The 22,392-nt window shown below is 66.7% G+C and carries 21 protein-coding genes and 1 pseudogene; 13 read left to right on the top strand and 9 right to left on the bottom strand.

All coding sequences use genetic code 11. The features are described from left to right. Positions 1-14: 14 nt before the first annotated feature. Positions 15-1,679, top strand: coding sequence for an acyl-CoA synthetase (locus ACFXHA_RS31660; RefSeq protein ID WP_379362629.1), 1,665 nt, complete (start codon positions 15-17; stop codon positions 1,677-1,679). Between the two features lie 70 nt (positions 1,680-1,749). Here the strand turns inward: ACFXHA_RS31660 and ACFXHA_RS31655 are convergent, their stop codons facing one another. From ACFXHA_RS31655 to ACFXHA_RS31645, 3 genes are read right to left on the bottom strand one after another with little or no spacing between them, the layout of a single operon-like run. After that, positions 1,750-2,715: an alpha/beta fold hydrolase gene (locus ACFXHA_RS31655; RefSeq protein ID WP_379362628.1), complete on the bottom strand. Its 966-nt coding sequence runs from the start codon at positions 2,713-2,715 to the stop codon at positions 1,750-1,752. 31 nt (positions 2,716-2,746) lie between these two features. Further along, the gene (locus ACFXHA_RS31650; protein WP_379362627.1) at positions 2,747-3,571 is read right to left on the bottom strand and encodes an alpha/beta fold hydrolase; all 825 of its coding nucleotides are present in this window, start codon (positions 3,569-3,571) and stop codon (positions 2,747-2,749) included. A 46-nt stretch (positions 3,572-3,617) separates the two neighbouring features. Beyond that, positions 3,618-4,241: a TetR family transcriptional regulator gene (locus tag ACFXHA_RS31645; protein WP_379362626.1), complete on the bottom strand. Its 624-nt coding sequence runs from the start codon at positions 4,239-4,241 to the stop codon at positions 3,618-3,620. Between the two features lie 122 nt (positions 4,242-4,363). Between ACFXHA_RS31645 and ACFXHA_RS31640 the strand changes: the two genes are divergently transcribed. Further along, positions 4,364-6,133, top strand: a complete 1,770-nt coding sequence (locus ACFXHA_RS31640; RefSeq protein WP_379362625.1) for an AMP-dependent synthetase/ligase — start codon at positions 4,364-4,366, stop codon at positions 6,131-6,133. A gap of 171 nt (positions 6,134-6,304) precedes the next feature. Beyond that, on the top strand, positions 6,305-6,778 hold the full coding sequence (locus tag ACFXHA_RS31635; protein WP_379362624.1) for a hypothetical protein: 474 nt from the start codon (positions 6,305-6,307) through the stop codon (positions 6,776-6,778). A 19-nt stretch (positions 6,779-6,797) separates the two neighbouring features. On the opposite strand, the gene ACFXHA_RS31630 is transcribed toward ACFXHA_RS31635, so the two are convergent. Both ACFXHA_RS31630 and ACFXHA_RS31625 read right to left on the bottom strand, forming a co-directional pair. Beyond that, positions 6,798-7,616: an alpha/beta fold hydrolase gene (locus ACFXHA_RS31630; protein WP_379362623.1), complete on the bottom strand. Its 819-nt coding sequence runs from the start codon at positions 7,614-7,616 to the stop codon at positions 6,798-6,800. A gap of 79 nt (positions 7,617-7,695) precedes the next feature. Then, positions 7,696-8,334, bottom strand: coding sequence for a TetR/AcrR family transcriptional regulator (locus ACFXHA_RS31625; RefSeq protein ID WP_379362622.1), 639 nt, complete (start codon positions 8,332-8,334; stop codon positions 7,696-7,698). 67 nt (positions 8,335-8,401) lie between these two features. On the opposite strand from ACFXHA_RS31625, the gene ACFXHA_RS31620 reads away from it, so the two are divergent. Genes ACFXHA_RS31620 through ACFXHA_RS31605 form a run of 4 tightly spaced genes read left to right on the top strand, consistent with a single transcriptional unit; the run spans position 8,402 to position 12,645 of the window. Beyond that, entirely contained in the window at positions 8,402-9,667 is a 1,266-nt protein-coding gene (locus ACFXHA_RS31620) for a hypothetical protein (protein ID WP_379362621.1), read from the top strand. Continuing rightward, positions 9,664-10,452 carry a hypothetical protein gene (locus ACFXHA_RS31615; protein ID WP_379362620.1) on the top strand — a complete coding sequence of 263 codons (789 nt, stop codon included), beginning with the start codon at positions 9,664-9,666 and terminating at the stop codon, positions 10,450-10,452. Before ACFXHA_RS31620 ends, ACFXHA_RS31615 begins: the two co-directional genes overlap by 4 nt. A gap of 19 nt (positions 10,453-10,471) precedes the next feature. Next, entirely contained in the window at positions 10,472-11,716 is a 1,245-nt protein-coding gene (locus tag ACFXHA_RS31610) for a lipase family protein (protein WP_379362619.1), read from the top strand. A gap of 2 nt (positions 11,717-11,718) precedes the next feature. After that, positions 11,719-12,645 (top strand): oxygenase MpaB family protein, encoded by a 927-nt coding sequence (locus ACFXHA_RS31605; RefSeq protein ID WP_379362618.1) that lies wholly within the window; start codon positions 11,719-11,721, stop codon positions 12,643-12,645. Here ACFXHA_RS31605 and ACFXHA_RS31600 read toward each other — a convergent pair. Continuing rightward, positions 12,573-13,973, bottom strand: a complete 1,401-nt coding sequence (locus ACFXHA_RS31600; RefSeq protein ID WP_379362617.1) for an ABC1 kinase family protein — start codon at positions 13,971-13,973, stop codon at positions 12,573-12,575. The two genes, ACFXHA_RS31605 and ACFXHA_RS31600, sit on opposite strands and share 73 nt — an antisense overlap. A gap of 50 nt (positions 13,974-14,023) precedes the next feature. Beyond that, positions 14,024-14,698 (bottom strand): TetR/AcrR family transcriptional regulator, encoded by a 675-nt coding sequence (locus tag ACFXHA_RS31595; protein ID WP_379362616.1) that lies wholly within the window; start codon positions 14,696-14,698, stop codon positions 14,024-14,026. Between the two features lie 164 nt (positions 14,699-14,862). On the opposite strand from ACFXHA_RS31595, the gene ACFXHA_RS31590 reads away from it, so the two are divergent. The 3 genes from ACFXHA_RS31590 to ACFXHA_RS31580 all read left to right on the top strand — a co-directional run bounded on the left by ACFXHA_RS31590 (position 14,863) and on the right by ACFXHA_RS31580 (position 18,689). After that, positions 14,863-15,489, top strand: coding sequence for an SRPBCC family protein (locus ACFXHA_RS31590; RefSeq protein ID WP_379362615.1), 627 nt, complete (start codon positions 14,863-14,865; stop codon positions 15,487-15,489). Then, positions 15,486-17,057 carry a flavin-containing monooxygenase gene (locus tag ACFXHA_RS31585; RefSeq protein WP_379362614.1) on the top strand — a complete coding sequence of 524 codons (1,572 nt, stop codon included), beginning with the start codon at positions 15,486-15,488 and terminating at the stop codon, positions 17,055-17,057. Before ACFXHA_RS31590 ends, ACFXHA_RS31585 begins: the two co-directional genes overlap by 4 nt. 144 nt (positions 17,058-17,201) lie before the next feature. Next, complete coding sequence (locus ACFXHA_RS31580) at positions 17,202-18,689, top strand: diguanylate cyclase (protein WP_379362613.1); 1,488 nt, start codon at positions 17,202-17,204, stop codon at positions 18,687-18,689. Between the two features lie 99 nt (positions 18,690-18,788). On the opposite strand, the pseudogene ACFXHA_RS31575 reads toward ACFXHA_RS31580, so the two are convergent. Together ACFXHA_RS31575 and ACFXHA_RS31570 are read right to left on the bottom strand one after the other, a co-directional pair. Further along, positions 18,789-18,941 (bottom strand): annotated as a pseudogene (locus ACFXHA_RS31575) (TetR/AcrR family transcriptional regulator); the annotation flags it as partial. Positions 18,942-19,051: 110 nt separating this feature from the next. Continuing rightward, a complete protein-coding gene (locus ACFXHA_RS31570) occupies positions 19,052-19,879 on the bottom strand; it encodes a hypothetical protein (RefSeq protein ID WP_379362612.1) in 828 nt (275 codons plus the stop codon). Positions 19,880-19,982: 103 nt separating this feature from the next. On the opposite strand from ACFXHA_RS31570, the gene ACFXHA_RS31565 reads away from it, so the two are divergent. Genes ACFXHA_RS31565 through ACFXHA_RS31555 form a run of 3 tightly spaced genes read left to right on the top strand, consistent with a single transcriptional unit; the run spans position 19,983 to position 22,366 of the window. Beyond that, a complete protein-coding gene (locus ACFXHA_RS31565) occupies positions 19,983-20,582 on the top strand; it encodes a DUF2867 domain-containing protein (RefSeq protein WP_379362611.1) in 600 nt (199 codons plus the stop codon). A gap of 51 nt (positions 20,583-20,633) precedes the next feature. Next, positions 20,634-21,230, top strand: a complete 597-nt coding sequence (locus tag ACFXHA_RS31560; RefSeq protein WP_379362610.1) for a QsdR family transcriptional regulator — start codon at positions 20,634-20,636, stop codon at positions 21,228-21,230. Beyond that, a complete protein-coding gene (locus tag ACFXHA_RS31555) occupies positions 21,227-22,366 on the top strand; it encodes a serine hydrolase domain-containing protein (RefSeq protein WP_379362609.1) in 1,140 nt (379 codons plus the stop codon). Before ACFXHA_RS31560 ends, ACFXHA_RS31555 begins: the two co-directional genes overlap by 4 nt. Positions 22,367-22,392: the final 26 nt, after the last annotated feature.

Genomic DNA, 22,392 nt, shown 5'->3' with positions numbered 1-22,392 from the left:
CTGGAGAACTGGCTATGACGTTGATTCCCTCGGCGCTGATTCCCGCGCCCCTCGCCGATCGCCTGACAAACGCGGCCGAGATGGTGAAAGCCGTTGCACGCCTGTACGACCGCGGCTTCGTCGACCTGCGGCGCCCGGACGGCGTGCTGCGGATGGCCTGGTTGAATCGGAGCTACGGGCCGCAGGCGGCGGCCGTGACCGCCTCCGCCGCAGTATATCCCGACGCGGAGGCGCTGGCCGACGAACGGGGCGTGCTCACCTATCGGCAGCTCGACGAGCAATCCAACGCGCTGGCGCGGGGCCTGCTCCGCAGTGGATTGAGCCAGGGCGATGTGGTGGGCCTGCTGGCCCGCGACCACCGGGGGCTGGCGTTGGCCACGGCCGCGGCGGGCAAGGCGGGGCTGCGGCTGGCACTGATGAACACCGGCTTCGCCACACCGCAGTTCGCCGAGGTCGCCGCGCGTGAGAAGGTGCGGGCGGTGCTGGCCGACAGCGAGTTCGGCGAACTGCTGTCCGCTCTGCCTGCCGACCTGCCGCGCTTCCTGACCTGGGTCGACGAGGGCCACGAACTGCCCGCCGACGCGGTGCGGATCGAATCGCTCATCTCGGCCAACGGCCGCGAATCCCTGCCCGCTCCGGCCAAACCCGCCGGGTTCATCATCCTGACCAGCGGCACCACGGGGCTGCCCAAGGGCGCGCCGCGCACCAAGGTGTCGCCGTTCGCGACGGTGCTGGTGGTGGACCGGGTGCCGTTCCCGAAGCGCGGGGCGATGGTCATCGTGTCCCCGATCTTCCACACCACGGGGATGGGTACGTGGATGATCGGCACCGCACTCGCCAACAAGATCGTGCTGCAACGCCGCTTCGACGCGGAAGCCACCCTGGCCGCCATCGCGGAGCACCGGGCCGAGATGCTGGTGGCGGTGCCGACACAGTTGCACCGCATCCTCGCGCTCGGACCGGAGATCATCGGCAAGTACGACACGTCTTGTCTGCATACGGTTTTCGTGGCAGGTTCGGCCCTCTCGCCCGAATTGGCCACTCGCTGGCAGGACACCTTCGGCGAAATCCTCTACAACGGTTACGGTTCCACCGAAGTCGCCATTACCTCCGTGGCACAGCCGCACGAGCTGCGGCAGGCTCCCGGCACCGTCGGCCGTCCGCCGGTGACCGCGCGGATCGCGCTGTTCGACGAGCAGGATCGGCGCATCACGACACCGAATACGCGGGGCCGCATCTTCTCCCGCACCGTCGCGCCCTTCGAGGGCTATACCGACGGCAGGAACAAACAGATCATCGACGGCTACATGTCCACCGGCGACATGGGTCACTACGACGAAAGCGGCCTGTACTTCGTGGACGGCCGCGACGACGACATGATCGTCTCGGGCGGCGAGAACGTCTACCCGCTCGAAGTCGAGAACCTGCTGGCCGAGCGGCCCGACGTCGACGAGGTCGCGGTGGTCGGCGTCCCCGACGAGGAGTTCGGAAAACGCCTGCGCGCCTTCATCGTTCCCGCCGCGGGTACCCAGCCGGACCCGCAGGAGATCAAGGGTTACGTGAAGGCCAACCTGGCCCGCTACAAGGTGCCCCGCGACATCGTGTTCATCGACGAGCTGCCGCGCAACCCCACCGGAAAGGTGCTGCGCCGCAAGCTCGAGGAGTGCACACCGCAGTAGCGCTCGAGCTCCGCCGAAAGCCGCACACCTTTCGGGTGTGCGGCTGCTCTGCGTCCTCTCGGTGGCGCGGTCAGGCAGTGATCGAGGTACCGGCCGAGATCAGCCTGCGCAGTTCTGCGGTGACCGCGTCGGGGTGCTCGACCGGGCCGCAGTGGCCACCCGCGAGCTCGACCAGGCCTAGCGAATTCCGCGATCGCGCCGCCAGCCGCTGCGACGGAGCGAAGCCCAGCAGCCGGTCGTTGCGGCTGCCGATCACCAGCGTGGGCGGGGTGAGTGCGGCGGCGTTCAAATCTCCGTCGTGCAAGGTGGACAGCATGCGGATGAAGCTGCCGCGAGTGCGCGCCGGAGTCGTGAGGATCAGCTCCTGAATCAGTGCTCGCGCGGCCGGGTGGGCCGCGGCACCGATCGCGATCGGCGACATGAGGGCTGTTCGTAGGGGCAATCGCTTCGGAACGGGCAGCCCGGAGAACCGTTCGAACAGGAACGGGAACAGGTGATCCACGATGGTGGACAGCGGTTTACGCATCCGGCCCTCGGAGAGCGTGGCACCCATGCTCTGCGTGAGATCGCCGGGCGTCGTATTGATCAAGGCGACCGAATCCGCGAAGCGCGCGACATTCTCGGGATGGAGGTGGGCCCAAGCTTGAATCGTGATGCCGCCCATGGAATGACCGGCGATCAGCGCCCGCTCTCCCGGCCGCAACGTGGCACGCAGCACCGCGTCGAGATCGTCAGCCAGACGTTCCACGGTCCACCCGTCCGCGGGCGGTCGCCCGCTGCGGCCGTGACCGCGATGATCGAACGCGATCACCCGGTACTCGGGCGAAAGCGCCGCAATCTGGTTCGCCCAGAACGGGATCGCGCAACAGATCCCGTGCGACAGCACAATCGGGTAGCCGTTCGCCGGGCCGAAAACCTCGGTGTGAATCGGTGTTCCGTCGGCGGAGCGCACCTCGAGCACCTCGCCCTGCGGGAGGTCGTCATACACCCCGAACTCGTCCGTAGCGCGGAGGCGGGCGAGCTCGCGCCGACTCAACGTCTGCCACTTTATCGTCGGCCGACCCATCTCAGCTCGCCCGCTGCGTGGTCGTCGCGCGGGTGACCCAGTCGATGATGGTGTCGGTGATCATGGCGGGGTCGTCGAACATCGGGACGTGGCCGACGCCGGGGTGGGTGTGCCAGGTTGCCGTGGGGGCCAGGGCGCGCCAGGGGGCGGAGTAGCGGGGCGTGGTGAGGAGGCGGTCGTGTTCGCCCCAGGCGATCAGGATTGGGATGCGGAGGTCGCCGTAGGGGTCGGTCTGGGCGATCATCGGGTCGGGTAGGTCCGCCATCAGGGTGCAGGCGAGGGCGTCGTAGCAGGCGACGAGTGCCTGCTCGGTGGTCAGTCGATCGCCGTGCTCGCAGACGATGCGCATCAGGTTGCGGCGCAACGCGGGAACGCGCATGACGGCGGGCAGTGTGAGACGGCCGAGCGTCATAGCGCGCCGCATAGCGTGGAAGATCGCGGGGATGCGCTTCTCGTCCGGGGTCCAGCCGCCGGCGGGGGAGAGGGCCACGACGCTGCGGGCGCGACCGCGACGAGCCAATTCCATTGCGCCCCAGCCGCCGAGCGAATTGCCGACGATATGGGCGGTGCCGAATCCGGCCTCGTCCATGAAGGATTCGACCGCCTCGGCCATCCCGTCGATGGTGAGCGGTCGTACGCCGGGCCGTCCCGCGTGCGCGGGGAGGTTCGGGGCGAACACCTCGTAGCGTTCGATGAGGCTGGGTAGCAGCGATTCCCAGCAGCGCCAGGAGCTGGTAGCGCCGTGCAGCAGCACCAGCGGCTCGCCGGAACCCGCGTGATAGTGCGCCGGGGGTGTCGGCCGTACGCGTCGGTCAGAGTTCGTCATCGTTGACGAGTCCTTTCGATATCTGTTGCCGCCCAGTGTGTTTCGGTTAGGTCGAGGGCGGTCCGGATGCGATGAGCAGGGCCTTGAACAGTCCGCCGATGGCGTGTGCTGTTTCCGCGGGCGGCCCGGAGGGGCGGATCAGATGGCTGAACACGAGCCGCACCAGACTTTCGACGAAGAAGGCCATATCGATGTCGGGCCGGATCAGGCCGCTCCAATGCTGTTCGGCGAAGGCCACATAGAACTGGGTCGCCGCCGCCACGAAGGGTGCGGAACGGGTGGTCACCAGCGAGAGCAACTCGCCCGGCTCGTCGGCAGGAGCGTCCAGTACGGAGCGGACCAGGGGGTCCTCGGCGCTGGCGGTGAGCAGGAATTCGGTGATCACGGTGACCGCGCCGACCGGATCGTCACGGTGTTGCTCCAGGCGCGCCCCGGCCTCACCGAGATAGAGGCCGGTGTGTCGCCACGCCATCGCCTCGAGCACGCCGGCCTTGGACTCGAATTCGTTGAAGACCGTTCGGCGGCTGACGCCCGCCCGCTCCGCGATATCGGTCATGCGGATGCTCTTCCAGTCGGCGGCGCCCGCCAGGTCGGTGGCCGCCACGAGGATGCGTTCGCGCACCAGCTCCCGGGTGGCGGCACGCAGGGAGGGGGTTCGACTGCTCGTCACCGTCGACATTCTTCCCTCCCTTCACGGCGGTAGCGTGTTACCCGTCCATCGCTATTGCACTCTTAGGGGTCCAGAGTGCACTCTTGGCACTATTCAGTCAACAGAGTGCAGAGGATTCGGTAGTGAGCGACACCCTCGCCGGCACGGCGACCACGATGTGTGCGGCCTTTCAAGCGACGGTCCGGCGGCAACCGGACAAGGTCGCGGTGCGGACCAGCGGCGATACCGTCACGCTGACCTTTCGGCAGTGGGATGAGCAGGTGCGCGCGCTGGCCGCCGGGTTCGCGGCGCTCGGGGTCACCCGGGGTGACAGCGTGGCGCTGATGATGGCCAATCGGCCGGAGTTCTATCCGATCGATGTCGCGTTGCAGCATCTCGGCGCGGTCGCGTTCTCGGTCTACAACACCTCTTCGCCGGAGCAGATCCGGTATCTGCTGGGTGATTCGGGGGCGAAAGTTGTTGTCTGCGAGCAGCAATACCTGCCCAGAATCGCGGAGGGCAAGGGTGACTCGGTCATCGTCGCCTGCGTGGACGGCAAGTCGGAGGGTGTCCTCGCGGTCGAAGACATCGCGGCCCAGGGTGATCCGGAGTTCGACTTCGAAAACGCCTGGCGGGCCGTCGAACCCGAGGATGCGCTCACCCTGATCTACACCTCGGGCACCACCGGCGACCCCAAGGGTGTCCAGCTCACCCACGCCAATATCCTCGCCATGGTCGAAGCGACCGAGCGGAAAGCAGGCCTGACCGAGGCCGACCGACTGCTGTCGTTCCTGCCGTCGGCGCACGTGGTGGACCGCTGGTCGGCGCTCTACAACCTGCAGGTTGTGGGTGATCAGGTGACCACCGTCGCCGATCGCACCGGTTTCCTGCCCGGCCTGGCCGATACCCGCCCCACCATTTTCGGTGCGGTGCCGCAGGTTTGGCAGAAACTGCGGGCGGGCATCGAGCAGCGTGTCGCCGAATCGACCGGTGTCCGAGCGGTTCTCGCCAATTGGGCGATCGGCGTCGGCCGGGCCGCCTCCGACGCGCGTCTCGACGGCGGTGCGCCCAGCGCCCTGCTGGGATTGCAGGAACGCGTGGCCGACGCCCTGGTCCTGTCGAAGCTGCGCGCCGCGATCGGCCTGGACGCCGTGCGGATCGCCATCTGCGGCGCGGCCCCCGTCTCACCGGATGTGCTGCGCTTCTTCCACGGTGTCGGCATCCCGCTCTCCGACGCCTGGGGCATGTCGGAACTATCGGGCATGGCCACCTTCAGCCCGCCCGGGCAGATCCGCCTCGGCACGGTCGGCACGATCCAGCCCGGCAGCGAAGTCATGATCGCCGAGGACGGTGAGGTCCTGGTGCGCGGCCCGATCGTCATGAAGGGCTACCTCGGCAAGCCCGCTCAGACGGCCGAGGCCCTCGACCCCGAAGGCTGGCTGCGCACCGGCGATATCGGCGAACTCGATGCCGCCGGCTACCTCACGATCGTCGACCGCAAGAAGGAACTTCTCATCAACGCGGGCGGCAAGAACATGTCCCCGTCCAACATCGAGAACTGGATCAAGGCCTTCTCCCCGCTGATCGGCCAGGCCGTCGCCATCGGCAACAACCGCAAATACAACGTCGCCCTGATCTCCCTCGACCCCGACACGGCCGCCGCCTACGCCGAAAAGTCCGGCCTCGCAGCCGACCCCGCCGTCCTCGCCAAGGACCCCGCCCTCCACACGCTCATCGAATCCGCCGTCACTCAAGCCAACGCCAAACTCTCCCGAGTCGAACAGATCAAGAAGTTCACCATCGTCCCCGACTTCTGGGAACCCGGCTCCGACGTCCTCACCCCCACCATGAAACTGCGCCGCAAACCCATCGACACCCGCTACGCGTCTCTCATCGAAGACCTCTACCGCTGACCGGGTTTGTGACCTGTGTAAACCCGGGTGTGACAGCGGTTTCCAGTCGGGTGTGACAGGCACTCCACTTCCGTTTACAAGGGGTTTCCAGCTGTACTTGCCGACACTCACCCGAATCCTCCAGTGCTGCAGGTTTCGGGTGGGCCCAGCTGGGAAGGGTCAGGTGAAGGCATGTCGATACGCAAGCCCGTCATCATCATCGGCACGATGGTGGTCGTTCTCGCCGCTGTCTGGGCTCTACTGGCATGGCGGGCACCCTCGCCCACCAAGGTTGAAACACCACCGCCCAATCACCTCGTGATGTTCGGCTCGCTGATCGGAGAGACCGTGCCTGCGGTCGAGGAGAAGCTGGGGCTTGCCGATCGCAAGGCGGAGATACCGATCGGCAAGCCCAAGATTGTTCCGGTCCGGGATGGTGCCACTGTCACCGGCATCTCCGACGAGCAACTCGTCGTTCTCGCGGTGTGCGTGCCTGATGCCAATGCCACGCCACTGGATATCTACTTCGGCGTCGCACCCCTATTGGAGGTATCTCGAGCCGATGTCGATCGAGCACGTGCGAACCAGGACGTGATACCCAGCTCACTGGCTGCGGCGACCGGGTGTCGAGGAGCCATGGGCGGCGTCTTCGTCAGTGGAACCTGACCGCCGTGGGACCGGTAGGTCAGGACTTGATGAAGTCGAGGATGTCGGCGTTGAGCTGGGCGGCGTGGGTGATCATGATGCCGTGGCCGGTGCCCGGGTATTCCTTGTAGGTGTTCACGGGGATCAGGTCCTTGGTCTTGCGGCCGCAGATGTCGATGTTCGCGGAGGCGTCGGCGTCACCGTGAATGATCATGGTGGGCACCGTGATTTCGCGGAGTTCGGCGCGGAAGTCCGTGGTGAAGATGGTCTCCATGATCTCGTCGGCCGCCAGCAGTGAGCAGTCCATGCACTTCTGGATCATCCATTCGATGCGTGCGGAGGACACCTGGTTGCCCAGGTGGGTGGCGAAGAACGCCTGCGCGTTCTGCTCCATCCACAGCGGGCGGTCCGCGGCGCGGGCGGCGTTCACCGCGTCGGCGATGGCCTTCGGGACGCCGTCCGGGTTGTCGGCGGTCTGCGCCGGGAACGGCAGGGTGCAGGAGACCAGCATGATCCGGTTGATCCGCTCGCTACCGTGCCGCGTCAGGTACCGGATGAGTTCGCCACCGGACATGGAGTGCGCGACCACCACGACATCGCGCAGGTCGAGGTGCTCCAGGAAGGCCGCCAGATCCTCGGACAGGGTGTCGTAGTCGTACCCGTGCCCGACCCAGTCGGACTTGCCGTGGCCACGCCGGTCGTAGGACAGTGTGCGCAGTCCCTGCCGGGACAGCGGCAGCATCTGCAACTCCCAGGAGGTGCTGCTCAACCAGCCGCCGGCGAGGAACAGCACCGGCTGCCCGGTACCCCAGTCCTGGTAGTGCAGCCGGGTGCCGTCGTGTGAATCGAAGTAGGGCATCGGATTCTCCGGATCTTCCGTGGTCGTTTGTGCTGATGACAACGTTATGGAGATCCGGCGGCCCGGGAATCTGTCGTACTTAAGTACTTTCGACGTGGGGTGCGGGCATCGGGCCGGGCGGGATTCGGTGGCCGGATTCGACGCCGAGGATGGCTTCGGTGATGCGTTCGGCGTGGGTGGCGATGCGGGCCACGGTGTAGGTTTCGGGGTCGCGCAGGTGTAGGCGGACGAGTTCGTCGTAGGCGGCGTGCAGGGTGCGGGCGGTGAGGTCGGTGTCGGTGAGATCGGCTGGGGCGGTGCCGGTTCGGACGAGGTTGACCAGGTAGTCCAGGACCGTGGTGCGGGCCCAGCTCAGGCGTTCGTAGAGTTCGGGCGGTGCGCCCTCGGGTGGGATCATGAACAGCCGCCAGGTGGCCGGGTCCTCATCCACGACGGCCAGGACCCGTTCGACGATCGAGCGGATGGACAGTTCCTCGTCGATCGGGGTGACGGCGGTGGTGAATCCCGCTGCCGCGCTCTCGAATTCACGATCCAGCAGGGCGATCTGCATGCCGAGCAGACCGCCGAACTGGTGGTAGATGACCGTGCGGGTGACGCCGCTTTCGGCCGCGACGGCGTTGATCGTCACCGCGCCGAAGCCCTGTTCGTCGGCCAAGCGGCGGCACACGTCGAGTATCTGATCGCGCCGCTGTGTCGCGGGCATTCGCTCCTGAACCACTTGACGAGTGTAACTTACGTCACGTAATTTAACTTTCACCGTATAAGTTATGAGGAACGGAGGCCTGATGAGCAGGCCCTATCGGCTGATCATCTGGGGACCCGGCGAGGTGGGCGGAGCGGTACTGCGGGCCGCGCACGCGAGCGACGACTTTGAGATCGTCGGCGTCAAGGTGTTCAGTCCACACAAGGACGGGCGTGATGCGGGGGAGTTGGTCGGCATCGGGCCGATCGGGGTGCGGGCCACCCGGTCGAAGGCGGAGATCCTGGCGCTGGACGCCGATTGCGTGATCATGGCCCCGCTGCCGACGGCGATCTTCGAGGGTCTCGATGACGACGTCATCGCCCTGCTGGAGTCCGGCAAGAGCGTGGTGACCACGGCCGCCTACCACAACGTGGCCATGCCGAACTGGTACAACAGCGCGCACTCGCCCAGTGCGCGACTGCGGGCGATGGCCCGCACTCGCGGTGTGGCGCGGTCGAATTCGGAACGGACCGCCCTGCGAGTCGCGCGGGCTCTGACCGGGCTGCGGCGACTGGACTTCCTCACCGACCCCTTTCTGACAGGCCTTGCCGCACAGCGGTTCCCGGCGCGCGCCGGCGCGGAACGGATCGTCCGGGCCTGCGAAACCGGCAACAGTGCGCTGCACGGCACCGGCGTGCACCCGACCTTCATGGTCGAACGCCAGCTCATGCGACTGTGTCAGCCGCTGACCGAGGTGTCGCACATCCGGTTCGTGGAAGCACTGGATTTCTCACTCGCGCCCGAGGGGATGTGGGGTGGCTTGGACTACTTCGGATTCGGGCACGACCCGGCCGAGATCGACGACGAGTGGGTGCTGGCCAAAGCCGGAGACTTCTACTACGGCGATCTCACCGGCAATGTGGCGCACGCGCTCTACGGCGCTATGCCCGAGGATGTTCGGGTCACGCGGTCCCTGCGCGGTATCCCCGCGCGCTCCGATATCCAGGTCGGCTCGACGGTGATCAAGGCCGGATCGGTCGCGGTCATGCACATGACCCATCGCGGCTATCTCGGCGACCACCACTTCTTCACCAATGAGGAGAGCTGGTACCTCACGCCCGAAAACGCGTACTACGGCGACGATCTGCCCTTCGGCAACTTCCCCGACCACGGCGGCTACACCTTCGAGATCACCGGGGAACCGGCCACGATTCGCGGTCAGATCGCGACGTCCACGCTGCGGGGGGCACTGAACCCGATCACCGTCATGTCGGTGAATGCCCTTCTGGCCGCGGTGGGTCCGGCCTGCACCGCCGCGCCCGGTGTCCTGATCGACGACCCGAGTCCGAAGTATCGGAGCATCTCATGACCTACCGAGTCGCCTTGCACGGCAGTGGAATTCTCGCCGATGCGATCGGTGTGCAGATCCTCGAGCGTGCCGACCTCGAACTCGTCACCGACGATGCGGACTGCGTTCTCGTCGCACCCGATCCTCGGGATACGCAGGCCGAGAGCACAATCCTCGAACTGCTGGCCGCCGGGCGCAATGTCGCGACGACCGCCGACCTGCGCACCGACCAGGACACGCTGCTCGACAGCTGCCGTCGCGGGGGTTCGACGCTGTACCGCACCGGGTTCGCGCAGTTCCTCATCCAGCGATTCGTGCTGACCGCGACCCAGGGGATGAGCTCGATCCGGCACATCCGATTCGTGGAATCCCGGTCGGCCGATCCGGTCGAACCCCCTCCCCGGACCGAAACCTACCGTCCGGCAATCGAATCGGTTGCCCGTGAGCTGTATGCCGCCGAGGCCGCCGCCGTTCGCATCGTCAGTGACTTCGAACAACTCTCCGACCGGGTCACCCTGACCGAACGCGCCTACCTGGACGACCATCACTTCCTCACCCTGGAGGCGATTCGATACCCCGCCGCGGGACCTGGCGCGCCCGCCGCCTACACGCTGCGCATCGACGGCGATCCCAGTGATCTCGTCATGCAGTGGGAGATCGAACCCAACGATGACTCCGATGTCCTGGCCGTCGGCTGCGCACACGTGCTCCTCGACGCGGTGGGCGCGATCTGCGAGGCCGAGGCCGGCCTCCTGATCGACAACCCCGACCCGCATTACCAGCACGACGACCGCGTGCACCGATAGTGATCCACCAGGAGTCTCGATGAAGCGACTACATCTCGTCACCGCCGCCGTACTGGCCACCGCCGCGCTGACCGCCGTCCAGCCGGTCTGTGCCACCGCCGCACCGCTGCTGCCGACACTGCCCGGCGCGCCCACGAAGCCCGATCAGGATCCGTTCTACGCCGTGCCCGCCGATATCGGTGACCATCCCGACGGCGCGGTATTGGCCGCGCGACCGATCGACGCGCCCGCCCTCCTGCTGCCGATGTCCGCTGCCGCGTGGCAGATTCGGTACAAGACGGCGGGGGCCGCGTACGTGCAGACCGCGACCGTCGCGACCCTCCTGGTTCCACACACCCCTTGGTCCGGACCGGGACCCCGGCCGTTGCTGTCCTATCAGATCGCCGAGGACGCCGTCGGTACCCGCTGCGCGCCATCGCAGGTGCTGCGCGCCGGATTCGGTGCGGGTCTGGGCAGCGGACAGGCCGAAGCGGTCGCGATCGCCGCCGCCCTCGCCAATGGATGGGCCGTGGTGGTCTCGGACTACGAGGGCCCCGAATCCCGGTTCGTCAGCTACCCCGACACCGCGCACGCGGTCATCGACGGTATCCGCGCCGCACTCGATTTCGCTCCGGCGGGGCTCGATCGTGCGGCGCCGATCGGGCTCACCGGCTATTCCGGCGGCGGCTACGCCTCCATGGCCGCGGCCGAACAACAGCCCGGCTACGCTCCTGAGCTGCACCTGACCGCCGCGGCCGTCGGCGGGCTGCCCGCCGACCTGCCGGTGTTGCTGAATGCCGTCAACCGGGGGCCCTTCGTGGGATTCGCGATCGGCGCGATCATCGGACTGGCGCGCGCCAACCCCGACGCCGGAATACCGGCGCTGCTCAACGACTCCGGCCGCGCCGCGGTCGCGGACAGTGCCACCGATTGCGTCGCGGATCTGCTGGCCGAGTACGCCTTCCGGGACGTCGCCGATTTCGTCACCGTTCCCGATCCGCTGCGGGACCCGAGTCTGGCCGCGCTCCTGCGGGCCAACAGTCTCGGACAAGCGACGCCCCGGCTGCCGATCGCCGAATTCCACTCGCTCGGGGACGAGGTCGTTCCGCTCGGCCAGACCGATTCACTGCTCGACAACTACAGTGCCGCAGGAGTTTCCGTGCAGCGCACCCGTGCCCCCGGCGACCACTTCACCGGATACCTCGCTGCGCAATACCCCGCCTTCGACTATCTCGCCCAGCGTTTCACCGACGCTGCCGCCGCGAGCGACTCGGTAGGGCGGTAACCGTGGCAACGGCATCGCGTCTGCGGTGCGTACGTGCGGAGCTGGACCGTCTCGATCCCGAACGGGACCACGAACGCATGGCCCATCTGCTGCTCGAAGTTCGCTACGGCAACTCGCTTTTCGCCGCGGCGGCCTACACGCTGGCATTCCTGCGGCAGATGTCGATCCCGTCCATCGCGCGCACGGTGCATCGCAGCGGGACGGGCGACATCATGCGGATGACGCGGCAACGCAATGACGACACACTCGTCTTCTTCGGCGAGATCCTGCGCTGCGGATACACCTCTGCGCGCGGGGGAGAGGTCATCGACCGGCTCAACGAGATCCACGCCCGCTACCGCATCTCCAACGATCAGAACCTCTACACCCTGGCGTCACTCAGTCTCGAGGCGCGGCGGATCGCGGAGGTGCTCGGCGTCGAAATCATGTCGGGGCGTGAACTCGACGCGCTGTATTTCTTCTGGCGAGGTGTCGGTGAACGCATGGGGATCACCGAAATCCCGCCTTCCAGCGCCGATTTCATGAACTGGACGCGGCAATACGAAAGGGATAACGCGACATTCACCACCGGAGGCCGCGCCGTCGCCGACGCAATGATCGCCGACTTCGCCGCGCGCTTTCCCCGGCCCTTACGCTCCGCGGGATCAGTACTCCTGCTGTCGATTTGCGACGACGACCTGCTCGCCGCGCATCGGCTGTCACGGCCGACCCGTCGGCGGCGGGCGATCGCACTGAGAGCCCTACGGGCCTACCTGTTCGCGGTACGCGTGCTGCCGGACCCAGGCGACCGGTCGTGGGTGGATCTGTTCGGCCGCACCACCGCCTACCCGGACTTCGGCCGAATCGGGCAGTCGCGTCACTCGGTCGCGCGGGATGCGAGCCAATCAGCTTCCAGTACACCGAGTTCGGTGCGGGGTGGCTCGGTGTAGAACCATTCGCGGGCGATGCGGTGCCAGTTGGCGGCGGCGTGGAGTTTGCCGAGGAGGGCTAGGGTGCCGTATTCGACGCGGCGGGCGAAAGCGTGTTCGGCGGGGGCATATTCGCGACGCCAGTTCTCGAAGTAGCCGCGACGGGGATCGACGAAGGCCAGGAGGGAGTTCGCGGCGGCGTCCTCGGGGATGCGGATCTCGGCGTCGGTGAGGAGCCAGCCGGAGACCTCGTGCAGCAGGCGCAGGCATTCGTCGGGGGTGGCGGGGGAATCCGGTTCCAGCACACCGTAATCCGCCAGCAGGACGCGGAGTTCGGTGCCGCGGTACTCGGCGGCGGCTCGGGCACAAGCGAGTTCGAAGTCGACCGCGATCTCGTCCATGTGTTTGAACAGGCCGAAGTCGAGGAAGGCGACCTTGCCGTCGGGTGCGAGCAGGATATTGCCGGGGTGTGGATCGCCGGTGAAGCGATGCTCCCGAAGCATCGATCCCACGTAGAAGCGCAGCAGGATTTCACCCACGCGGTCGCGTTCGGTGGCGGGCAGGGCGACGATCTCGTCGAAGCGGAGACCCTCGACCAACTCGGTGACAAGTACTCGGGCCGTACACAATTCGGTTTCGATGGCGGGGATGCGAATGAACGGGTGATCGCGGTACAGCTCGGCGATGGTCCGGTGGTGATCGGCTTCGGCGCGGTAGTCGATCTCGTCGGCGAAATGGGTGGTGATCTCCCGCAGCATCGCGTGGTCGGCGAGGGCGGGCGCGATGCCGCGCACCAGGCGGGTCAGCAGGGCGAGATTCTTCAGATCGGCCCGGATGGCGATATCGATGCCGGGGTACTGGACCTTGACCGCGACCGCGCGCCCATCGGCGAGCCGGGCGCGGTACACCTGGCCGATCGAGGCCGCGCCGATCGGCTGTTCGTCGAATTCGCTGAATACCGCGCCGATCTCGCGCCCGTAATCGCTCTCGATGACCGAGCGCATCCGGTCGAACGGGACGTGCGGGCTCTGGTCGCACAGCGCGGCGAGCTTGTGCTGGAAGCGTTCCCGTTGCCGCGGCGGCAGGGTGTCCGCGCCGAAGGCCGCGAGCAGATCGAACTGCGACAGCAGCTGCCCGGCCTTCATGGCCAGCCCCTTCATGCTGCCCAGCACGGTGACGATGTCCTCGGCCGCGTCGGCGAGTGCGCGTTCGGTACGGGCGACGCGTTCGGCCTCGGTATCGGCGACCGTCAACAGCGTGACACTCGCACCTCGAACCGCTTGCCCGGCAATGAGTTTGCCCAGCTCAGCGCCGCGTCGCGCCCGCGAGAGCGGGATGTCCTTCGTCATGGACGACCTCTTTTCGGCGACCGGCCGAGATTAGCAGACATGGCCGTCGACTAATCGGTATCCGCGACTCGGGCCTGGAGACCGGGGGTGAGCACGGCCATCGCGGTGTCGATATAGCGGCGCCGGTCCACCTCGCCGCGGCCCTGCAAGGCGCGCATGACCGGTGGAATGGTCAGTGCCAGCAGCATCCAGCCGACATCCTCGGTGTTCACATCATCGCGGATCGCGCCGGAATCGACTGCGCGGGAAAGGAATCGGTCGACGGTCGCGGCGAGAATGCCGCTCAGTCCGAGGATTCTGGTGTTGAGCTCATCGTCGATGCCGGGTAGCTCGAACAGCAGCGCCCGCATCAGCGCCGGATCGGATTCGGTGATGTGACACATCCGCTCGACGGCCCCGGACCAGGTCCGGATCAACTCGTCGACGGTGATCTCGTGATCCAGGACGGCGGGCTCGAACACGTCACCCGCGATCTCGGTGAGCAGCCGATCGAGGCCGAAGTCGACGACATCGTCGAGAATCGCGCGCTTGCTGTCGAAGTAGCGGTAGAAGGTGCCGTAACCGACGCCGACCTCGGCGGCGATGTCCGCGGCCGAGGCCGCGGCGTACCCCTTGGTGGTGAACACGCGGTAGGCGGCCTCGACGAGTTCGCGTCGGCGGCGCTCGCTGTTGCGTTCGTCGCGTGGCCGGCCGGGTCCGCGGCCGCGCTTGGCTGGTTCGGTCATCCAGCACATCGTATGTGGCTGCCCCGGGCGGGATGTCGACCGCGCGCTGCCCGGATCAACTCTTGCGCTTCTGTCTGAGACGGCTTATTTTGATGACGTACTTGTCCGTTAATTAAGTGCTGATCAGCCACCGTATTTACCAATAGCCTGATCCGGAGACGATCATGAGCATTACTTCGTTCCTGCACACCCAACACGCCGCACGGCAACCGGTCGACGACTCCGTCTTCGACAGCGCCGCCTTGGTTTTCACCATCGAGAGCACCTTCGACGCACCGGTCCGAGCCGTCTGGACCGCCATCGACGACGACCGCGCCTGGAGTTGGCTGCCGTTCCCCCGCCTGGGCGTGCGCTACGACTCCGCGGCGCGCGGCGTCGGCGTGGTGCGGGACATGGGATCGGTGTTCGAGCCACTGCGATTCCTGTGGGTGGAGCGTGAGAAATTCTGGCGCTACGAACCGGATCGGCGCATCACCTTCGGTGTGGTGAGCGGGAACTGGATGCAATACCTGCTGGTGCGCCAGTACGCCGAGGACATGACCTTCGCCGACCTCGGCGCCGACCGGACCAAGCTCGTCTGGACCGTCGCGGTCACCCCGCGACTGCCGCTGCGCTTCTCCACCTGGTTCCCGCCGCTGTGGCGCACGGCGTATCGGATCGGCGGCATCGGTCCGCTGTTCCGGTTGCGGGTCGCCGAGGTCGCCCGCACCGTCGTAGCGCCGTCGATCACCACGAACGGAAACGGCTCGGCCGCACGGGGCAAGCGGCGGACCGAGGAGGATGCCAAGTGACACCGCACTACGAGGTCATCGTGATCGGCGCGGGTATCGGCGGCATCTGCGCCGGAGTGAAACTCCAGGAGATCGGGATCCAGAATTTCCTGATCGTCGACCGGGTCGGCGGGCTGGGTGGCACCTGGTACAGCCACAGCTATCCCGACGCGGGATGCGACATCCCCAGCACCACCTATCAGTTCTCCTTCGCCCGCAAACCCGACTGGGACCGGCTCTTCGCCAAACGCGATCAGATCCTGGAATACCTGGAGCAGGTCGCCGCCGACCATGACCTGCCGCGCCGAATGCGCTTCCACACCAGCGTTGTTCGCGAAGAGTGGGACGACGACCAGGCGCTGTGGCGGCTGCATCTGGCGTCCGGGGAAGTCTTGACCGCCCGGTTCGTCATCAGTGCCGTCGGCGCGTACATCAACGCGAAAACTACCCCGGACATCCCCGGATTAGCCTCCTACACAGGCGTTTCCATGCACCCGGCGGACTGGAACCACGACTACGACTTCATCGGCAAGCGGGTGGCCGTCATCGGCGTCGGTGCCAGCACCATGCAGATCGCCCCCAAGCTCGCCGCGCAGGTCGAACGGCTCGACATCTATCAGCGGACCCCGCAGGTCTACCTGCCGAAACCGGACTTCGTGCTGCGCCCCTGGATGCAGCGACTGCTGGCCCTGCCCGGAGGCTCCGCGGTGGCGAACGGCGTCGCGCAGACGGTGGTCGACACGGCGCTGCGGGTGGCCATTTACACGCCTGCGCCGCTGTGGCGGGCCGGGGCGCGCCTGGTCGACCTCGCCGGTCGCAACGCCTACGCGGGCTGGGTGCGGATCAAGGTGAAGGACAAGGAGATTCGCAAGCAATTGCGGCCGGACTTCGGCATCGTATGCATTCGCGGCGGTGCGGGCGGTGACTACCTGCCGACCCTCAACCGCGACAATGTCGAGCTCATCACCACCGGCATCGCCGAGATCACCGCGAACGGGATCCGCGGCGCGGACGGCGTCGAGCGCGACATCGACGCGCTGGTGCTGGCCACCGGTTACGAAGTGTTCTCCGACCCCGAGAGCTACAAACCCGGAACCGTCATCGGCCGTGCCGGATTCGACCTCGGCGTCTTCTACAACACCGAGGAGCTCAAGGCCTACTACAGCACCTCGGTCTCGGGAATCCCGAACCGCTTCATCATGATCGGCCCGTATTCCTGGACCGGCACCGCATTCCACTACTTCGTGGAAAACGCCATGCGCCATATCGCCGCCGTCATCGACGAAACCCGCCGGCGCGGTGCCGTCGTGGTGGAGGTCCGACCCGAAGCCCAGGACCGCTTCCATCGGGACATCCTCCGCAGTGGCCGAAACCTGGCCTACTACTTGGAAACCCGCTGCGAAGGCTCCAACAGTTACTTCATCAATTCGCAGGGCAAATCCCCGTACATTCGCCCCTGGTCGCTGCTCAAGACCTACCGCAAAGCGGTCCGCTTCGACCGCGAGGACTACAGCTACCGCCCTGCCGTCGAAGTCGACGCCGCCGTCGACGTGCCGTCCCGGGCGACGGCGAGATCACTCACGCGCTGACGTCGGCCGGGTGATCGGAATCATCCGCGGAGTGGCTGGTCCGTGAGCTCACGTTGCGAAACCCGTGAAATGCTCATAGCCTGCGGAAAGAGGTACGAATACGCTGGCCGGAACACAGGATGACCTGACGCCCCGAGGCGGTTTATGACCGACGCTCGATCGCTGTATCGGACCTGGTGGCGCGACCGGGTCGATTATCGCTGGCTGGTCGAAACCCTCCAATCGCACTCCGCGCTACGCGGATTCAAGATCATGCTCGGGGCCGGGGGGATCGTCATGCTCTTGATCGCGGTGCTGGCCGCGGTCGCGCAGGGCGATCTCTCGGGACCGTTGGGCTGGCAGGGCGCGGTGGAGGCCGCGGTGGCCGCGGTGTGGACGCTGCGGTGGTGGTTGCTGCCGTGGCCGCGGGAGATCGAATCGCTGATCTGGATCGCGCTGTTCGACCTGGACACCGCCGCCAACAATCTGCTGGCCCACGATCGCGTCATCGCGGTGCTGGGGATCGTGCTGCTGATGGCGATGGGCGGCTATGTGACCGTGTTCCACGGGCCGCGGGTGCTGGCAGTGCATGTCGCGTGGTCGATGCTCGCGGCGGTGACCCTCGGTGCGCTGATCGCCGCCGGTCGCCTGCCCAGTACCGGGCGTGGCGGGTCGCAAGGCCGATATCAGGATCTGGCCCTCGGTCTCGACATCATTCTGGTGATGGTCGTGGTGGTCGGTGTCATCCTGCCGTTCGTGCAAGTGTGCCACTGGATCGTGCGGGTGGACGCGCTGTCGGATCCGCTGACCACGCTGCTCAATCGCCGCGGCCTCGACTCCTCGCTGGCCGCGCACATCGGCCGCTGCGGCCGCTTGTCCGGGTACGTCGCCTCGGTCGATCTGGACCGGTTCAAGACCATCAACGACACCTTCGGGCATCCGTTCGGCGATGAGGTGCTGGTGCACACCGCACAGCGATTGCGCGCGAGTGTCGAAGCAGACGCTCTCGTAGCCCGCACCGGCGGTGAGGAGTTCGTCGTCGTCGGCTGTCTGCGCGAGGATCCTGCGGCCGTGGGGGAGCGACTGCGGGCCGCCATCGAAACCACACCCGGCCTGCCCGTCACGATCACCGCCAGCGTCGGCGTCGCGATCCTCGATGCGTCGCAACCGGACGCCGAATGGAACGAGGCCGCCTTCCGGCGACTGCTGCACCGGGCCGACTCCGCCATGTATCGCGCGAAACGACTGGGCGGCAACACCTTTGCCGTCGCCGACGGCGACGAGCCGATCACGGACCTGCCACCCCGCCCGGTCGCTCCCGCGCTATTCGGTGGGGGTGAAATGCTCGGTGATGATGGTGCGGGCGAACGCGAGCAGGCGGCGGCGGGAGAAGATCTCGGGCTCGGAGAGGATCATGCGGCCGGCCTCCCAGGCGAGCGTGAAGATGACGCGGGCGGTCATCTCGATATCGGTGCCGGGCGGGATGGGGGCCCCGCGCAGATAGTCCTCGAAGAAGCCGATGACGGCTTTGCGTTGGGCTTCGACGCGACGGCGGAATTTCGGGGTGGTGCTGTCGACCAGGCTGAAGGCGGCACGCCAGCGGTCGGGGGCGGCGAGGACGGCGGTGAGGAAGCCGTCAAGGTATTCCAGTAGCGCGGTCGCCGGATCGTGGGACGCCTGCAGCGTCGTCAGCAGGGGGAGCACCTGGGCGACGGCGGCCGCCTGTTCGCGATCGAGCGATGCGTTCAGGATGTCGTCGGTGTCGGAGAAGACGCTGTAGACGACCGGGCGGGTGACGCCCACCTCGCGGGCCACGGTGTCCATCGACACCTTGTGAATACCCTGCTCCACAATGATTTTCAGGACGGCGTCCAGCAGTTGCTCGCGACGCTCCTCGGGGGACATGCGCGGGGCGTACACCTTGTTCCGTCGTTCCGGTGCGCTCGTCACGCTGCTCCCTTCCTCGACATCGAAGCCGGTCTATCCGCGAATACTACATTCTCTGTAGCTAACCGCTAGTGCCGCCGGGTGGCGGAGGCTACGAGCCGGGTTATGGCGTCGGCGCGGAAAGCCGTGGCCGGGACCGTCGGCCCGGCGTAGCGGAGGACGCCGTCGGCGATGAGCGCGGGGAGCCGGGGTTCTTGCAGGGTTTCGGCGGCGAAATCGTAAGTGGCGTCGAGTTTCGGCACGATCAGGCCGTAGTCGATCATCCGGGCGACGCGGCCCTCCAGAGTGATCACCTGCTCCACGGAGATATCGCCCAATGGGTAGACCTCGGGAAACACATTGCGCAGGTTCAGGAACAACCCCACGGATCGAGTGCGCGGATCGCCGGCCCGGGGCCCCAGCCGGGCGAACCGCCCGAGCAGCAGCCCCGGCCGCTCGATCAGTGCATGCGTGAACAGCATGCGCGCCAGCGTCACATTGATCATGAATCGTTCTGCCGCACACTCGTTCACGGCTAGCTCTACATGGTCGAGATACCCCGACACAACACTGCGATTGTGAGCCCGATACCAACTCGAGGGCGATGGCGCGGCCAGAAACTCCTGCCACCCTCGCGCCCCCGGCGTCGACGCCGTCCCACCCTCGGCGGCGAGGATCCGGCCCTCCATCTTGTCGCGCAACAACCGGTCGTTGACCGCCCGCCACCAGGGGCTCCCCAACTCGGGATGCAGCACGCCACGGGCCAATTCCCAACGCAGGAACGCCAATTCGGCGCGCCCGTAACCCACCAGCGCTGCCGGATAGGCCTCGGCCGCGAGTGCGACCCGCCCGGCGGGATCGTCCCGGACGGCCCTAACGCGCCGTTCCGCCTCATCGGCCGCGAACCTGGATTTCATCACCGCTCAGCCTACCGGGATCCGGATGCGGTTCCGGGTGGCCGAAACGACCCGCCGATCGGTCGTGATGGCTCGAGGTTCTGCGAACTGCGAGACTCGACGCATGGCTCGAACCGTGTTGAGGCTGCCGGAAACCGCGCACACGGCCCGGCCGTGGCGAATTCATGAGATCGCGAGCGACTTCCGCCTCGAGGACGTGTGGGCGCTGCCGACGCCAGGAGGTCCCGACGACTTCCCCCGCCTGGTGCGGCAGCTCTCCGAAGGGGTTGGGGAACATGGTTCCCGGGTGGTCCGTGCCCTGTTCGAGGTCCGCTGGAAACTCGGAGAATTGTTCGGCTGGGACCGTCCCGACTTCGCGGTCGGCGCTGGGGCGCCGACGTTGCGCGACCGGCTGCCCGCCGATCTGCGTGATGCTCCGCCGGGTCCCGACCTCCGCATGATTCCGTTCACCTCGGTGTACCGGACGCACGACGAGTGGGTATCGGAGAGCGCTAATCGGACGGTGCACGCGGTGCTGCACGTCAGCTGGGTGCCGACTGAGGTCCCCGGTGTCTACCGCGGCCAGATGGCCATGTTGGTGCAGCCGAACGGAATACTCGGGTCGGCCTACATGGCCGCGATCGCCCCATTTCGCCGACTTATCGTGTGGCCGTCCATGATCCGGAAGGTCGGGCGCGATTGGCAGAACCCGCCGATTCCCTGATCGTGCAACAAAGTCTTGATTCGTTGCATCGAATCTGAGTATGTTGCATGCATGAGTGGTCTCGGTCACAGCGCGGTTCTCGGTAATCAGGCGGTCGACCTCGCGCGGCGCAAATTCTTGGCCGGTGACCGGCTCGACATGCAGAAGCTCGCGGTCGAGTTGGGGGTCGACCGGTCGACGTTGTTCCGCTGGGTCGGCAATCGGGACCAATTGCTCGCGACCATCCTGTGGTCACTCGCCGAACCGACGCAGCGCGCCGCCGTCGCGGCGACCACGCGTACCGGCGCCGCCCGGATCGCGGATGTGACAGGCGCTTTCGCGCAGGCGCTGATCGATGCGCCGTTCTTCCGGATCTACCTGCGCCGCGAACCCGAACGCGCGCTGCGGCTGCTCACCACCAAGGACAGTCCGGTTCAGCATGAGATCGTCAGCGCCATAGAGCGTTTGGTGCAGCAGGAACTCGACCGCGGGCACCTCATCCATCCGATGTCCGCGCACGACCTGGCCTACCTGATCGCGCGGATCGCCGAATCGTTCATCTATGCGGATCTGATCACCGGGGACGACCCGGACGCCACCAAGGCCGCGATCGCGGTGGCGGCGCTACTGGGCGATCCGGCCTATATACCGAAAGGGATTACCTCGTGACTGTGTGCGGGCAATGCGGCCCTCGATTCGACGCGCTACGAACCGTTTTCGAGCAGCACCTGGCCTCGGGTGAGGAGCTGGGCGCCTCGATGGTCATCGACATCGACGGCGAGATCGTGGCCGACCTGTGGGGCGGTTACAGCGACAGCGGACGGACCCGGCCGTGGGAGCGCGACACCATCACCAACGTGTGGTCCAGCACCAAGACGGTCACCAGCTTGGCGGTGCTGATGCTGGTGGACCGCGGAGTGCTCGACGTCCGCGCACCGGTCGCGAAGTATTGGCCGGAGTTCGCCGCCAACGGCAAGGAACACATCGAGCTGCGTCACTTGCTCTCGCACACCTCCGGAATCTCCGGCTGGGAACCACCTTTCGGTCTCGATGATCTCTATGACTGGGACCTGGCCAGCGCACACCTGGCGGCCCAGGCGCCGTGGTGGGAACCGGGAACCGCGTCCGGATACCATGCCCAGAACTTCGGCCAGTTGCTCGGCGAAGTCGTCCGTCGCGTGACAGCCAAGACGCTCGCGCAGTTCGTCGCCGAGGAGATCGCCGGACCTCTGGATGCCGACTTCCAGATCGGCGCCCGCGAATCCGATTGGCCCCGTATCTCCGATGTCGTTGCCCCGCCGCCACTTCCGTTCGACCTCACCGCGTTCCCCGAGGACAACCTGCTGCGCAGAACCCTCGGCACACCCCCGCTCGACGCCGACGCCGCGAACACCGCGCCGTGGCGGCGCGCCGACCTGGGCGCCTACAACGGCCACGCCAACGCCCGCTCCCTCGCCCGCATCATGTCCGTCATCCCCCGCGGCGGAACCGTGGACGGCACAACGCTGTTGACCCCCGCCACCATCGAGCTGATCTTCGAAGAACAAAGCAATGGACCCGACCTGGTGCTGGGCGTCCCGCTGCGCTTCGGCATCGGATACGGGCTACCCGAACCGCGCACCGTCCCGTACATCCCCGACGGTCGGATCTGCTTCTGGGGCGGCTGGGGTGGCTCGATGGTCGTGATGGACGTAGACCGCCGGATGACCATCACCTATGCGATGAACAAGATGGGCCCCGGCCTCATCGGGTCGCCCCGCAGCGAGGCGTATCTCCGCACGATCTATCAGGCCATCGACGCCTGACCGCGCCGATGTGTCGGGTCAGCCGC

This window comes from Nocardia sp. NPDC059240 (assembly GCF_042753865.1).
Classification (GTDB): Bacteria; Actinomycetota; Actinomycetes; order Mycobacteriales; family Mycobacteriaceae; genus Nocardia.
The sequence above is the reverse complement of the archived record's forward strand: the minus strand, read 5'-3'. Positions and strand labels throughout refer to the sequence as shown.

Coding starts and splice junctions, on each gene's coding strand:
- ACFXHA_RS31600 (WP_379362617.1), bottom strand. CDS start 13,973: ATGACGAAGGACATCCCGCTCTCGCGGGCGCGACGCGGCGCTGAGCTG.
- ACFXHA_RS31565 (WP_379362611.1), top strand. CDS start 19,983: ATGGCTCGAACCGTGTTGAGGCTGCCGGAAACCGCGCACACGGCCCGG.
- ACFXHA_RS31560 (WP_379362610.1), top strand. CDS start 20,634: ATGAGTGGTCTCGGTCACAGCGCGGTTCTCGGTAATCAGGCGGTCGAC.
- ACFXHA_RS31620 (WP_379362621.1), top strand. CDS start 8,402: ATGAGCAGGCCCTATCGGCTGATCATCTGGGGACCCGGCGAGGTGGGC.
- ACFXHA_RS31630 (WP_379362623.1), bottom strand. CDS start 7,616: ATGCCCTACTTCGATTCACACGACGGCACCCGGCTGCACTACCAGGAC.
- ACFXHA_RS31580 (WP_379362613.1), top strand. CDS start 17,202: ATGACCGACGCTCGATCGCTGTATCGGACCTGGTGGCGCGACCGGGTC.
- ACFXHA_RS31660 (WP_379362629.1), top strand. CDS start 15: ATGACGTTGATTCCCTCGGCGCTGATTCCCGCGCCCCTCGCCGATCGC.
- ACFXHA_RS31570 (WP_379362612.1), bottom strand. CDS start 19,879: ATGAAATCCAGGTTCGCGGCCGATGAGGCGGAACGGCGCGTTAGGGCC.
- ACFXHA_RS31615 (WP_379362620.1), top strand. CDS start 9,664: ATGACCTACCGAGTCGCCTTGCACGGCAGTGGAATTCTCGCCGATGCG.
- ACFXHA_RS31650 (WP_379362627.1), bottom strand. CDS start 3,571: ATGACGAACTCTGACCGACGCGTACGGCCGACACCCCCGGCGCACTAT.
- ACFXHA_RS31610 (WP_379362619.1), top strand. CDS start 10,472: ATGAAGCGACTACATCTCGTCACCGCCGCCGTACTGGCCACCGCCGCG.
- ACFXHA_RS31635 (WP_379362624.1), top strand. CDS start 6,305: ATGTCGATACGCAAGCCCGTCATCATCATCGGCACGATGGTGGTCGTT.
- ACFXHA_RS31590 (WP_379362615.1), top strand. CDS start 14,863: ATGAGCATTACTTCGTTCCTGCACACCCAACACGCCGCACGGCAACCG.
- ACFXHA_RS31595 (WP_379362616.1), bottom strand. CDS start 14,698: ATGACCGAACCAGCCAAGCGCGGCCGCGGACCCGGCCGGCCACGCGAC.